The following is a 12548-nucleotide window of genomic DNA, read 5'->3' on the forward strand; positions in this document are numbered from 1 at the left end:
CCCGCGTGCTGTCCGGGCACGACCACAGAAATATGCGGTGAGTAAAAAGCCAGTCAGGCTTAACTGACTGGCATTACACCCTCGTGGTGCCGTTTTTCGTTTTAAAGCACTTTAAAAAAGACCTTTAAAATAGCCCGTTATCCAGCCCGGCGGCCATGGTCATGCCCAGCTCTTCGGCTTGGCGGGTGAAGTCCTCCTGCCACTCACCGCGAAAAATAAGCGGGTCCTGCACCCAGCGCCAACGTAGCCCGGTGATGATGCTTTCCACCGCGCGTTGGGTGCCCGTGCCGTCATGACCCGCGCGAATATAAAGCGCGCAGGGCAGGCCCTGCTTCTCTTCTAATACGCTGTAGTAGCTACGGTCGAAAAAGTCTTTTAGCGCGCCGCTCATGTACCCAAGGTTTTCGGTCGTGCCCAGCACAACGCCATCGCAGGCGAGAATGTCCGCTGGCCCCGCCTCGTAAGGCGTTTTGACAATGCACTCCACCGCCTCGATGTCCTCGTGTTCAGCGCCATGGTGTACGGCACGGCACAATGCCTGGGTATTGACGGAGGGCGAGTGAGCGACGATTAATAAGCGTTTCATGAGGATATCTTCAGGCAATTGGCGGTGTGTTCAAGAGGTGCCACACTGTCAGCACTTAATGACACAGCCTAGTGGCCTTAGTGCAAACCAATCAAACGCTTTCAAACTGGGTATGGAATAGGGTGTTCCGTGTTGAACGATCAAAAAGGGAATCGCGTCATGCGTCAGCAGGCCAAAACGATAGGGATCGCCAGTCTTTGTTCATTAACGCTGTTATTGGCAGCGTGTGCGGGTCAAACAAGCGCACCTGCCCGTAACGACAGCCGTTCAGCTCCTACCGCGAGCAGTGAAGAGATAGCGACTGCTCCTGCTGCGGCTGCATTGAACCATCAACCCGTCAGAACGGCGCAGGCGGAAGATTGGACACCGCCGCTGCTGGTAAGCCCGGAAGAGGAAGCCGCATACTATGTAAGCCGGTTATCCGACCGCCGGTTTGTTAGCCAGTATGGCGGGCCCGATAACCCAAGGCCCTGGTACATCGCAGCCGAGCGCCTGGGTGAAATAGGTATGCCTGCCGTTCCACTGCTGTTTGCAAGGCTTAATACCGAAGACCAGTACGAACTCATGCTGGTGCTCTACGCACTGCAGCTAGCCACACAAGACCCGCTTGTGACCTTCCAAACCGGCGGCGAAGCCGTTCAACTGCCAACGGTACTGGACCCGAGCGCTAATGCGGAAAATCGCCGCATTGCTCAGCATTGGAGGGAGCGCCATGCGGCACAGTTGGAGTTGCGCTAACACATTCGCTACATTGAGGCCTGCCACTTATTTCGTCGATTAGGAGAGCTCTATGGCATTTGCACTATCTACCATGCAAGTCACCAGCACGGCCTTTGGCAACCATCAAGCGATTCCTGCCAAGCATACGGGCGAAGGCGACGATGTTTCCCCTGCGCTCGCTTGGCAAGGGGCTCCGGAAGGCACCAAAGGGTTTGCGGTGATCTGTCACGACCCTGATGCCCCGCTGGTGAAAGAGGGCAGCTACGGGTTTGTGCACTGGGTGCTCTACAACCTGCCGGGGGATATCACCTCGCTGGATGAAAACACCACGCTAGGCACGTTGGGTATGGCTGATTTTGGTAGACCTGGCTACGGCGGGCCCATGCCCCCAGAAGGCCACGGCAGCCACCTTTACTATTTCTGGGTGCTGGCGCTAGATGAACAAACAACGCTGCCGGAAGGGCTAACGCTGGCTGAACTATTGAACGCGGTTGAGCCTCACTTGTTAGGCATGAACCGTCTCGTCGGCACCTACGAGCGCGCCTGATTTACCGCCCCAGGCTGGAGCATTCTGCTCAAGCCGTGTAGGCTCCATCGCTTTCTACGCCCTGCGTATTTGTCTGCTGCGATGGAGCCTTTATGAGTGACCTGCCTAATTGTCCTGCCTGTGCCTCTGAGTTTACCTACGATGATGGCATTCAATACGTCTGCCCAGAGTGCGGTAATGAGTGGTCGAAGAGCGGTGAGTCTGGTGATGCAGAGGCGGAGTCAGGCATTCGCGATGCCAACGGCAATATGCTCGCTGATGGCGACACAGTGACGGTGATCAAAGACCTAAAAGTTAAAGGTAGCTCATCGGTCGTGAAGGTAGGCACCAAAGTGAAGAACATCCGCTTGGTGGATGGTGATCATGATATCGACTGCAAAGTCGACGGCATTGGCCCTATGAAGTTGAAATCGATATTCGTCAAAAAAGCTTAATCCAAAGCGCCTGCGATTCGTTCGCGGGCGTTTTTTTGCCTAGCGGCTAGCGTCATAGCTTTCCTAAATGATAATGATTGGCTTTTTTGATGTTATCAGCTGCGAACGTGCTAGGAAATTGAGCTATTTGATAAGGATTTTGCAGAAGGGCTTCACATCAAATTTATACAGGACTAAAATGGTACCCAATTAACGGGTAAGCCAACGGCTCACCCTAACGTGATGGAAAACGGGAGTGACTATGCTCAAGCTTTCTCGGCTGACAGATTATGCCGCTGTGGTGATGGCGCAAATTGCCCGTCACCACCAGGCGTCGCATACAACGGCTGATTTAGCGGAAGCGGTTCAATTGCCACATCCCACGGTGAGCAAAACGCTTAAAATGTTGGTGAAGGCGGGGCTTTTGGAATCTCAGCGTGGTGTGCAAGGCGGTTACCGTTTGGCTCGGCCGGCCTCCCAGATTACCGCCGCCGACATTATCAGTGCGATTGAAGGACCGGTAGCTATGACCGAGTGCAGTCAAGCGGAGGGCGAGTGTGAACTTGCCGCCACCTGTGGGGTGGCCGATAACTGGCAGCGTGTTTCGCTGGCCATTCGCACGCTGCTTGAAAGCGTGACGCTTGCTCACTTGGCGGACACCGCGCCCATCAAGCTACCCGTACAGTTACCGATTCAAAGTATTAGCCTGTCAGCGGCATCAGCTTAAGCCGCTAGGCCACATTAATTCTATTGACGGCGAGCTGACCTCGCCACCCAACTGCCCGGAGGGTATCACCATGGCAAGCGAAGAAATGGAACAGTTGGTTCGTCGCGAGTACAAAGATGGCTTTGTAACCGATATTGAAAGCGACACACTGCCACCTGGCCTGGATGAAAACACCATTGCCTTTATCTCGAAAAAGAAAGGCGAGCCGGAGTGGATGCTGGAGTGGCGTCTAGACGCTTACCGTCAGTGGTTAAAGATGGAAGAGCCGTCCTGGGCACACCTGAACTATCCGCCGATCAACTACCAAGAGATCTCCTACTACAGCGCGCCCAAACGCCCAGAAGATCGCCCCCAGAGCCTGGATGAAGTCGACCCCAAGCTGCTGGAAACCTACGAAAAACTGGGTATTCCGCTGCATGAGCGTGCCGCGCTCGCCGGTGTCGCCGTTGATGCGGTATTCGACTCCGTATCGGTTGCCACCACGTTCAAAAAAGAGCTGGCGGAGGCGGGCGTTATCTTCTGCTCCATCTCTGAGGCTATCCGCGATTACCCGGATCTAATTAAGCAGTACCTGGGCACGGTGGTTCCCGTTGCAGATAACTACTTCGCTGCGCTGAACTCTGCCGTGTTCACCGATGGCTCGTTCGTCTTCGTACCGGAAGGCGTAAAGTGCCCGATGGAGCTGTCGACTTACTTCCGCATCAACGCGGCGAACACCGGCCAGTTTGAGCGTACGCTGGTGATCTGTGAAGACCGCGCCCAGGTCTCTTACCTGGAAGGCTGCACCGCGCCTATGCGCGATGAGAACCAGCTGCACGCGGCGGTTGTCGAGCTGGTAGCGCTGGATGATGCCTACATCAAATACTCCACCGTTCAGAACTGGTACCCGGGTGACGAAGAGGGTAAAGGCGGTATCTACAACTTCGTGACCAAACGTGGCGACTGCCGCGGTGAGCGTTCACGCATCAGCTGGACACAGGTAGAAACCGGCTCTGCAATTACCTGGAAATACCCCTCTTGCGTGCTGCGCGGTAAAGACAGCATCGGTGAGTTCTACTCTGTCGCAGTGACGAACGGTCGCCAGCAGGCGGACACCGGCACCAAGATGATTCACATTGGTGAAGGCACGCGCTCCTATATCGTTGCCAAAGGTATTTCAGCGGGTAAGAGCGACCAGTCTTACCGTGGCTTGGTTAAAATTGGGCCGCGTGCCAAGGGCGCGCGTAACTTTACCCAGTGCGATTCGCTGCTGATTGGCGACAAGTGTGGTGCCCACACGTTCCCCTATCAGGAAATTGGCAACAGCACCGCGACCATTGAGCACGAAGCCACCACCTCTAAAATCGGTGAAGATCAGCTCTTCTACTGCCAGAGCCGCGGTATCTCAGAAGAAGATGCGGTCAGCATGATTGTGAATGGCTTCTGTAAAGATGTTTTCCAAGAACTGCCGATGGAATTCGCGGTGGAAGCGGAAGCACTGCTGAACGTTACTCTGGAAGGCGCGGTGGGCTAACCGCTCCGGCACCCAACTTATTTTTAGGGCGTCGCGCTCGCGACCCGCAAGTATTTAAAAGGCGATCACTATGTTGCAAGTTAACGATTTACACGTCACCGTCGAAGGCAAAGAGATTCTGAAAGGCCTGACGCTCACCATTAATGCCGGTGAAGTGCACGCCATCATGGGCCCCAACGGCGCGGGTAAATCCACTTTGTCAGCGGTTATCGCTGGTAAAGATGGTTATGAAGTGACTCAAGGCAGCATCACGTTTGAAGGTCAGGACGTGCTGGAAATGGAAATCGAAGAGCGCGCCCAAGCAGGCCTGTTGCTAGGTTTCCAGTACCCGGTAGAAATCCCCGGGGTGAAAAACATTTACCTGCTGAAGTCTGCGCTTAACGCTCAGCGCGTTGCGCGTGGTGAAGGCGAAATGCCCGCGCCGGAATTCATGAAGCTGGTCAAAGAGAAACTCGGCTTTATGAAAATGGATGCCAGCTTCCTGCAGCGTGCGGTGAACGAAGGCTTCTCCGGCGGTGAGAAAAAGCGTAACGAAATTCTGCAGATGCTGGTGCTACAGCCGAAGCTGGCCATGCTGGATGAGATCGACTCTGGCCTCGATATCGACGCCATGAAAGTCGTTGCCGATGGCGTAAACAGCCTGCGTGCGGAAGAGCGCGCCATTCTGTTGGTTACCCACTACCAGCGTCTGCTGGACTACATCGTGCCGGACAAAGTCCACGTTCTGGTCGATGGACGTATTGTCAAAACCGGCGATGCCGAGCTTGCCAAAGAGCTTGAGACCAATGGTTATGAAGGCATTGAGGAGTCTGTGGCATGAGCGATACGCAAACGTTTTTGGACACGCTAGCCACGCGTAGCCAACAGCGCGCTGGCGAGCCCACCTGGATTGCTGCCCGCCGCCAGGCGGGGGCCGCTCGTTTTGATGCGATGGGCTTTCCCACCCGCCGCGACGAAGAGTGGAAGTACACCGACGTACGCGCCATCGCCAAGGGTAATTTTGCCCTGGCCGATAACGCGGAGTTTTCCCAAGCCCAGGCGGCTGCTATCACGCTGCCGCTGGATGCTTACCGGCTGACGTTCGTGGATGGCGTTTTTTCTGCGGCGCTGTCTGATGTAGATGCCCTGCCGGATAGCGTGCAGGTGATGCCGCTCTCTAAAGCGCTGGCGGAGAACCATGAAGCCGTGGGCGGCCCGCTGGGGCGTTTAACCGGCGTCGATTTCTCCACGTTCGCTGCGTTAAACACCGTCTTTATGGAAGAGGGCGCTGTGGTACGCATTGCGCCGGGTACGGTGGTCGAAAAGCCCATCTTGCTGCAGTTCCTGTCCCGTGCGGGTACGCCGGTGATGAGCCATCCGCGCATTTTGGTTGAAGCCGCTGGGCGAAGCGAAGCTACCCTCATTGAGCACTACGTGGGTGAGGCGGATGCCGCCAACTTTACCAACGTCGTGGCAGAGCTGATGCTGGATCGTGGGGCTATTTTGAACCACTACAAGCTCCAGGAAGCACCGATTGGCGACCTGCACGTAGCAAGCATTCACGTCGAGCAGAACCGCGACAGCCGCTACACCTCGTACAACCTGAACCTGGGCGGCGCACTGGTGCGTAACGACCTGATCAGTGACTTGAACGGTCAGGGCGCTGAGACGAACTTCTACGGCCTGTTCTTTGGTCAGGGTCGCCAGCACGTGGATAACCACACTAAGGTGAACCACAACGCGCCGCTGACGTTCTCCAACGAGAACTACAAAGGCATTCTGGATGACCGCGCTCACGGTGTCTTCAACGGCAAAGTGTACGTGAAACGCGACAGTCAGAAGATTGAAGGCTTCCAAAGCAACCAGAACCTGCTGCTGTCGGATCGCGCGCAAATCGACGCGAAGCCAGAGCTTGAAATCTATGCCGACGACGTGAAGTGCTCCCACGGCACCACCACTGGGCAGCTGGATGCAGACGCGATCTATGCGCTGCGTACCCGGGGTATCGACGAAGCCACTGCCCGTGGCCTGTTGACCCTCGCCTTCGCCGGTGAAGTGCTTGAAAAAGTGGCGCTGGATGCCATTGCCGAGCGCGTTGAGTTGGCGGTAGCCGGTAAGCTGCCTGAACGTTTCAATCTCGCCGGACTGGTTGAAGCGGCGGCTGCGCTCAACGATTAATCAAGGAGTCATCGATGCCCCATAGCGTGATTGAGAAGCCTACCGAGCGCAGCGTTGCGGCCTATGACGTTGAAGCGCTGCGCCGCGACTTTCCGATTTTGAATCGTGAGGTTCACGGCAAGCCGCTGGTGTATTTGGATAATGCCGCCACCAGCCAAACGCCACAGCAGGTGATTGAGGTGTTTAGCGATTACTACTCGCGCTACAACGCCAATATTCACCGCGGCTTGCATACGCTCGCCGATGAAGCGACGGCAGCTTTTGAGGCTACGCGTCATCGTGTTAAAGCGTTTCTCAATGCCGAAGATGCCCGCCAAATCATCTTCACGCGGGGCACCACTGAAGCGATCAATTTAGTGGCCCAAAGTTGGGGCCGTAGCCAGCTGAACGCCGGGGACGAAGTGCTGATCTCGATGTTGGAGCACCACTCCAATATCGTGCCCTGGCAACTGCTGGCGGCGGAGCGCGGCTTCACCATCAGGATCATCCCAGTGGATGCGCACGGGGCGCTCGATATGCAGGCGTATCGAGAGCTCTTGAGTGAGCGCACGAAGCTAGTGGCGGTGAATCACGTCTCTAACGCGCTGGGTACGATCAACCCCGTGAAAGAGATGGCGGCGCTGGCGCATCAGCACGGCGCGCTCATCTTGGTGGATGGCGCCCAAGCCACACCGCATCAGCAGGTGGATGTTCAATCCATCGATGCAGATTTCTACGCGTTTTCAGGCCATAAAGTGTACGGCCCAACGGGTGTTGGCGTGCTGTATGGCAAGCAGGCGTTGCTAGAGGCCATGCCGCCTTGGCAGGGTGGCGGCGAGATGATCAAAACCGTCTCTTTTGATGTGGGCACCACCTTCGCGGGTATTCCGCATAAGTTTGAAGCGGGCACCCCTGCCATTGCCGAAGTGATTGCGCTTGGCCGTGCGCTTGAGTGGATGGAAGGCGTTGGTGTCGAGGCGATTGGTGCGTGGGAAGCCGTGCTGTTAAACCATGCGACTCAGGCGGTGAGTGACATCGAGGGCCTGCGGATACTGGGCACTGCGCCGCATAAAGCGGGCGTGCTCTCCTTCGTTGTTGAAGGCGCTCACTCGCAGGATATTGGCCTGCTGATTGACCAGCTGGGCGTGGCAATTCGTACCGGGCACCACTGCGCCCAGCCGCTGCTACATCACTTTGGCGTTGAGGCAACCTGTCGTGCATCGTTTGCTGCTTACAATACCCTCGATGAAGTAGACACGTTTGTGGCAGCGCTCAACCGTGTGATTGGAATGGTACGCTAAGGACATCTATGGATATCGAGCAAATTGCGAGTCTTGAGCGCGGTCAAAAGCTTCCGCTCCAGCGGGATGTAGAGGCCATCGCGATTCCGTTTGGCAAAACGGACACGTTGACGGAAGACAGTATTGTCAGCGTGATGCAAGCCAAGGGCAGCTCGGTGAGTGTCGGTTTTGAGGGGCGCTTATACCTGATTGAAGGGCGCAACCTTGATGCATTGGGGCTTGAATCCTTGCCGCGTCCGACACTGTCAGAAAGTGCCACCGATGACGAGATTGAGCAGTTTGTCTGGGATCAGCTACGCACCTGCTTTGACCCAGAAATTCCGGTGAATATCGTCGATTTAGGGCTGGTGTACGGTTGTCGGATCGAGCGCTTGATTAGTGGCGAGCGGATGGTCACTATCCGTATGACGCTGACCGCGCCAGGCTGCGGTATGGGCGATGTGATTGCGGCCGATGCGCGCAATAAGATTTTGGGAGCACCGCAAATCAACAAGGTGCATACCGAAATTGTCTTTAGCCCACCTTGGAGTCGTGACATGATGAGCGACGAAGCCAAGCTTGAGCTCGGCATGTTCTAACCCCCGCTGGGGAGCTGGATGCACAGCCTGTTATTACGTTGGACAAAGCGTTTTCTAATGTCGCTAGGAGCTTTGCTGCTGCTGGCGACATTGCTGTTTATAGCCGGTAATTTATGGGTGCTTGCGAGCACTTCGCGGCATATCGACGGTCATTGGGCGCAGTGTCGGCCGACCGATGTGGCGATCGTCTTTGGAACCTCTCACTGGACGCGCAGTGGCCTGCGAAACCCCCATTTCCATGCCCGTATGCGAACGTCTGCACGCCTAGTCGCCGACCAGCGTGTGCAGCACCTGCTCATCTCAGGCGATAATCGCACTCAAGCCTATAACGAGCCGCGTGCCATGTGGCGTGATCTTTATCGCCGAGGGGTGCCTGCGGAGCAGCTGACAATGGATTTCGCTGGCTTCAGCACCTATGACACGATGGTGCGGGCGCGGGATGTGTTTCAGCTGGATGAGGCGTTACTGGTGACCCAAAGCTGGCACTTGCCTCGGGCGATTTTTATTGGTCGGGCGCTGGGCATGGACGTGACAGGCTGTATTGCAGAAGAGCAGCCCGCGGCGGACGAGTGGCGTCTGAGGATGCGTGAATGGGTCGCGCGTATTGCCACGCTTGGGGATCTCTACCTATGGGGGAGGGAGCCTTACTTTCTTGGCCCCGCTGAGCCTATCAGGCTACATCGTCAGGAGAGTAATCGTACGGAGAGTAACGGTGAGAGCAGCGAAAGTACACTTGATACAACGGTGGATATCGACGCTGCTCTTTTGCTGCTGCCAATGCCGCAGCCGGATGTGGAGTAACCCCTAACACCCGACGTTAACGTCGGGGTTTACGCTTTTGCAGGCTATACAGCTCGCGAATCAGCTTGCGGCAGCCTTGCATGCACTCATCCACGACCGGCTCGATGGGGTCGGGCAATGGATGGGTAAACAGCGTCGATAGGGCCTGCATCAGTACACGCTCTTGTTCCAACAGCTCATTGATTAAAACTTGGCTATCGTTGCCAACAAAACTTTTTAAACGGCTCCAGAGCCATAAAAAGTCATCCCGCTCAACGTCAGCATCCCGAGGCAGCATTTTTAAATGTGCGCGGGCAAGCTCCTGAAGCTGACGCATCTGCTTTAATCGCTCAGTATAATGCGGCTTCAGTGCATCACGCAGCGAGGGGCGCAGGCGTTCGATATTGTCCTGGAAATAATCAATGCTATCGGCCAGCGCTTCCAGCACGCTGTCCATCGCCACTTGGCGATTGTCGAGAAACATGAGCGTCTACCTCCTTCGGTGACGCAGATTGTGGGGGTGGCGGCGTTGATTTGCCACCCCTAATGCGGATTATTTTTGCATTTACCCGTTAACCTTTAGGCTTGGGTGGCGCTTTGCGTGCCGGCACCGCGTTTTTTTCAATATGCTCAATGATCATGCCAGCGATATCTTTGCCCGTGGCGTTCTCAATGCCCTGCAAACCGGGCGATGAGTTGACTTCCATAATCACCGGGCCGTGGTTGGAGCGCAGCAAATCAACGCCCGCCACGCGTAGCCCCATGGCTTTCGCCGCGCGGATGGCTGTGGAGCGCTCTTCCGGCGTAATGCGGATCACGCTGGCAGTGCCGCCACGGTGAAGGTTGGAGCGGAACTCGCCGTCAGCAGCCTGACGCTTCATGGAGGCCACGACTTTATCGCCAATCACGAAGCAGCGAATATCTGCACCGCGCGCTTCTTTGATGTACTCCTGAACCATGATGTTGGCCTTCATGCCCATAAAGGCTTGAATCACAGACTCAGCGGCTTGGTTGGTTTCAGCCAATACCACGCCAATGCCCTGGGTGCCTTCCAGCAGTTTAATCACCAGCGGCGCGCCTTTCACCATGGTGATCAGGTCGGGAATATCGTCCGGCGAGTGAGCAAAGCCGGTAATCGGCAGGCCTAATCCCTTGCGCGACAGCAGCTGCAGCGAGCGCAGCTTATCCCGAGAGCGGGTAATCGCGACCGAGTCGTTAATCACGTAGGTGCCCATCATTTCAAACTGGCGCAGTACCGCACAGCCGTAGAAAGTCACCGATGCGCCAATACGCGGAATCACCGCATCAAACGGCTCAATCTCTGCGCCTTTATAGTGAATAGAAGGGTGGTGCGAGGCGATGCTCATGTAGCAGCGTAGCGTGTCGACTACGCGAGCGGTATGACCACGCTGTTCGGCGGCTTCTACCAGTCGGCGCGTCGAATAGAGGTTACGATTACGAGAAAGCAGGGCAATATGCATGCAGGGCTCCGGGCCAAAAAGGGTCGTTGTTTAAAAGTGTTTAAGGCTCGCCGTGCAAAAATGCAGCGCCGGGGGCTACCAGTAGGCGGCGCATAGCGCGCCTACCCAGCAGCATCGCGTGGCGCATATTGCTACGGTCGGTCAGGGTTAATTCAACCGGAAAGTTCAGTTCGCCCAGTTGCATGGGAGTTCGAATGACATAACGCCACTCGCTATGGCCGTTCGAGCTGGTAACGCGGCGACGGTCATGCAGGTGCAAACGGTAGCGGTGGGCAGGAGATTCCGGCCCGCCGCTGTGTGTCAAAAAGCTTACCCACAATTGCCCTTCAGCATCTTCATGGGTTTCAATCTCTTCGGCGTGCAGCGCCGATGTCCGCGCGCCTGTATCGGCTTTGCAGCAAAGGTGAAGCCCTAGCTCAGGTAACGTCACCATTTCACGGCGGCCGATGACAGCTTTGGCCTGATAGGGTAATTCCTTCACAGCGCACTCCTGACATTATAAGAGAAACAAGACATAGTGATGACGGTGTCCGCTAGCCGCGTTGATTGGGCTGCATAGACGACAAACGTGCTTGAATAGCCGAGCCAGCGGGAGCATCACGCAACGTGAGCATCACCGGTAAGCGTAGCCGGGGAATCAGTGCGATATCGCGTACTATAGCCGCAAAATGGCTGCGTTCATCTTCTGCTAAACGCTGTAAGAATAGCGGTAAGCGCTCGGCATCTTCCAGTAATGGCCAACCGCGACCGGCGATGGCGGCCATCAGGTCGGGGCCGCTGGCGGCACTATCGCTTAATAGGCTGGTATACCAGCGGCCAGCGATATCCGATGGCGAACTGCCCACGCTACGCACGCAGGCACACAGCGTTTCTAGGTCGCCGCTGCTGGCGGCCTGCTCGCCTTGGGTGCGCAAAGCTTCTACCAATGTCTCTGGGAGCTCTTGGTGCTCAAGGCAGTAGCAGAGCGAGTGAAGAACGCTGGTCGGCAGATCGGCAATACGCAGTGCCAGCGCATCGGCGGTTGGTGTGTCCAAACGCACGACGTAATCCGCGATGCCCTGCAATCCTAATGCTTGCCAGTCAATTGTCTGCTGGCCGCTTAGGAAGGCCTCTACAGGCTCTAGGTGCTGGCTGGCGGGTAGGGCGCTGGCATAGGTGGCGCGGGCGTTTAGCATAGCCTGAAAGGTGATATCAGGCGTAAAGGCCAGCGGATTATCCTTCATTAAATGGTCCACGTCTGCTGTTTCTGCAGCGTCGAGCACATTTGGGTCTGTCGCGGCGGCATTGCGACCCAGGGTTTCCAGAAGGCGGTTAATAAAGCCATCGCGCTGTGCAGGCGATAGCATGCCTTGCTCATCCAGTGGCAGCGCTAAAAACCAGATAGCAGGCTCCTCCATCGCCCCTAGGCGAAAGACGATCCCCAGGCGCGCTTGCCCTTGCCACGGTTCTGGCCAGGCCTGTTCGGCATTTTCAAACGCGCGCAGGGTTTCCCTGGAGCAGGCAGTTACTCTGCGTCCCATATGGTAAAGCGACACTTCAGCGCCACTGCGTGTAAAAAACTCATCAAGGGTGTTAATTGGCTGCATGACATCCTTCCGCATTTCAAGCCTGCACTCTACCTTGCTGCCTTGCCACTGTCAGCCGCAACCGCTGAATAATCCGCGCTTTATTGTCTAAGTGGTTAAAAATTGAGCAACTTTGCGTAAGCCACGTGAGACTAGCGGTGGCGACACCTTTCCATAGTTTATCCACAGCCTCTTGCAGGT

15 protein-coding genes are annotated in these 12548 nt (G+C 56.1%); 10 read left to right on the plus strand and 5 right to left on the minus strand.

Annotated elements, in window-relative coordinates; genetic code table 11:
• Window positions 1–124 precede the first annotated feature (124 nt).
• Complete coding sequence (locus R0J87_RS12790) at window positions 125–586, minus strand: flavodoxin family protein (RefSeq protein ID WP_498886569.1); 462 nt, start codon at window positions 584–586, stop codon at window positions 125–127.
• 132 nt (window positions 587–718) lie between these two features.
• Between R0J87_RS12790 and R0J87_RS12795 the strand changes: the two genes are divergently transcribed.
• From R0J87_RS12795 to R0J87_RS12840, 10 genes are all read left to right on the plus strand, one after another.
• Entirely contained in the window at window positions 719–1324 is a 606-nt protein-coding gene (locus tag R0J87_RS12795; RefSeq protein WP_498886571.1) for a hypothetical protein, read from the plus strand.
• A gap of 52 nt (window positions 1325–1376) precedes the next feature.
• A complete protein-coding gene (locus R0J87_RS12800; protein ID WP_498886573.1) occupies window positions 1377–1853 on the plus strand; it encodes a YbhB/YbcL family Raf kinase inhibitor-like protein in 477 nt (158 codons plus the stop codon).
• A 92-nt stretch (window positions 1854–1945) separates the two neighbouring features.
• Entirely contained in the window at window positions 1946–2287 is a 342-nt protein-coding gene (locus tag R0J87_RS12805; protein ID WP_404465858.1) for a zinc ribbon domain-containing protein YjdM, read from the plus strand.
• A 241-nt stretch (window positions 2288–2528) separates the two neighbouring features.
• Window positions 2529–2993 (plus strand): SUF system Fe-S cluster assembly regulator, encoded by a 465-nt coding sequence (locus R0J87_RS12810; RefSeq protein WP_083026063.1) that lies wholly within the window; start codon window positions 2529–2531, stop codon window positions 2991–2993.
• A gap of 70 nt (window positions 2994–3063) precedes the next feature.
• Window positions 3064–4506 carry a Fe-S cluster assembly protein SufB gene (gene sufB / locus R0J87_RS12815; protein WP_311065716.1) on the plus strand — a complete coding sequence of 481 codons (1443 nt, stop codon included), beginning with the start codon at window positions 3064–3066 and terminating at the stop codon, window positions 4504–4506.
• 70 nt (window positions 4507–4576) lie between these two features.
• Window positions 4577–5326 (plus strand): Fe-S cluster assembly ATPase SufC, encoded by a 750-nt coding sequence (gene sufC / locus R0J87_RS12820; RefSeq protein ID WP_498886576.1) that lies wholly within the window; start codon window positions 4577–4579, stop codon window positions 5324–5326.
• On the plus strand, window positions 5323–6663 hold the full coding sequence (gene sufD / locus R0J87_RS12825; RefSeq protein ID WP_498886578.1) for a Fe-S cluster assembly protein SufD: 1341 nt from the start codon (window positions 5323–5325) through the stop codon (window positions 6661–6663). Before sufC ends, sufD begins: the two co-directional genes overlap by 4 nt.
• A gap of 14 nt (window positions 6664–6677) precedes the next feature.
• Window positions 6678–7943, plus strand: a complete 1266-nt coding sequence (locus R0J87_RS12830) for a SufS family cysteine desulfurase (RefSeq protein WP_498886580.1) — start codon at window positions 6678–6680, stop codon at window positions 7941–7943.
• An 8-nt stretch (window positions 7944–7951) separates the two neighbouring features.
• Window positions 7952–8521 (plus strand): putative Fe-S cluster assembly protein SufT, encoded by a 570-nt coding sequence (sufT, locus tag R0J87_RS12835; protein ID WP_404345369.1) that lies wholly within the window; start codon window positions 7952–7954, stop codon window positions 8519–8521.
• A gap of 18 nt (window positions 8522–8539) precedes the next feature.
• Entirely contained in the window at window positions 8540–9322 is a 783-nt protein-coding gene (locus R0J87_RS12840; RefSeq protein WP_498886582.1) for a SanA/YdcF family protein, read from the plus strand.
• A 16-nt stretch (window positions 9323–9338) separates the two neighbouring features.
• Here the strand turns inward: R0J87_RS12840 and R0J87_RS12845 are convergent, their stop codons facing one another.
• The 4 genes from R0J87_RS12845 to R0J87_RS12860 form a co-directional block, all read right to left on the minus strand.
• Window positions 9339–9785, minus strand: a complete 447-nt coding sequence (locus tag R0J87_RS12845; RefSeq protein ID WP_188640455.1) for a hypothetical protein — start codon at window positions 9783–9785, stop codon at window positions 9339–9341.
• Window positions 9786–9873: 88 nt separating this feature from the next.
• Window positions 9874–10782, minus strand: coding sequence for a 30S ribosomal protein S6--L-glutamate ligase (rimK, locus tag R0J87_RS12850; RefSeq protein WP_311065710.1), 909 nt, complete (start codon window positions 10780–10782; stop codon window positions 9874–9876).
• A 40-nt stretch (window positions 10783–10822) separates the two neighbouring features.
• Window positions 10823–11263 (minus strand): ATP-dependent zinc protease family protein, encoded by a 441-nt coding sequence (locus tag R0J87_RS12855; protein ID WP_404345371.1) that lies wholly within the window; start codon window positions 11261–11263, stop codon window positions 10823–10825.
• A 52-nt stretch (window positions 11264–11315) separates the two neighbouring features.
• Complete coding sequence (locus tag R0J87_RS12860; protein ID WP_498886585.1) at window positions 11316–12368, minus strand: DUF3549 family protein; 1053 nt, start codon at window positions 12366–12368, stop codon at window positions 11316–11318.
• Window positions 12369–12548: the final 180 nt, after the last annotated feature.

The organism is Halomonas sp. SIMBA_159, from assembly GCF_046536035.1.
Lineage (GTDB): Bacteria > Pseudomonadota > Gammaproteobacteria > Pseudomonadales > Halomonadaceae > Vreelandella > Vreelandella venusta_A.

Bases quoted from the DNA above. Each gene is read 5' to 3' on its own strand.
- R0J87_RS12805 (WP_404465858.1), top strand. From the start codon at position 1,946: ATGAGTGACCTGCCTAATTGTCCTGCCTGTGCCTCTGAGTTTACCTAC.
- rimK (WP_311065710.1), bottom strand. From the start codon at position 10,782: ATGCATATTGCCCTGCTTTCTCGTAATCGTAACCTCTATTCGACGCGC.
- sufB (WP_311065716.1), top strand. From the start codon at position 3,064: ATGGCAAGCGAAGAAATGGAACAGTTGGTTCGTCGCGAGTACAAAGAT.
- R0J87_RS12840 (WP_498886582.1), top strand. From the start codon at position 8,540: ATGCACAGCCTGTTATTACGTTGGACAAAGCGTTTTCTAATGTCGCTA.
- R0J87_RS12845 (WP_188640455.1), bottom strand. From the start codon at position 9,785: ATGTTTCTCGACAATCGCCAAGTGGCGATGGACAGCGTGCTGGAAGCG.
- sufT (WP_404345369.1), top strand. From the start codon at position 7,952: ATGGATATCGAGCAAATTGCGAGTCTTGAGCGCGGTCAAAAGCTTCCG.
- R0J87_RS12790 (WP_498886569.1), bottom strand. From the start codon at position 586: ATGAAACGCTTATTAATCGTCGCTCACTCGCCCTCCGTCAATACCCAG.
- R0J87_RS12830 (WP_498886580.1), top strand. From the start codon at position 6,678: ATGCCCCATAGCGTGATTGAGAAGCCTACCGAGCGCAGCGTTGCGGCC.
- R0J87_RS12800 (WP_498886573.1), top strand. From the start codon at position 1,377: ATGGCATTTGCACTATCTACCATGCAAGTCACCAGCACGGCCTTTGGC.
- sufC (WP_498886576.1), top strand. From the start codon at position 4,577: ATGTTGCAAGTTAACGATTTACACGTCACCGTCGAAGGCAAAGAGATT.
- R0J87_RS12860 (WP_498886585.1), bottom strand. From the start codon at position 12,368: ATGCAGCCAATTAACACCCTTGATGAGTTTTTTACACGCAGTGGCGCT.
- R0J87_RS12810 (WP_083026063.1), top strand. From the start codon at position 2,529: ATGCTCAAGCTTTCTCGGCTGACAGATTATGCCGCTGTGGTGATGGCG.
- sufD (WP_498886578.1), top strand. From the start codon at position 5,323: ATGAGCGATACGCAAACGTTTTTGGACACGCTAGCCACGCGTAGCCAA.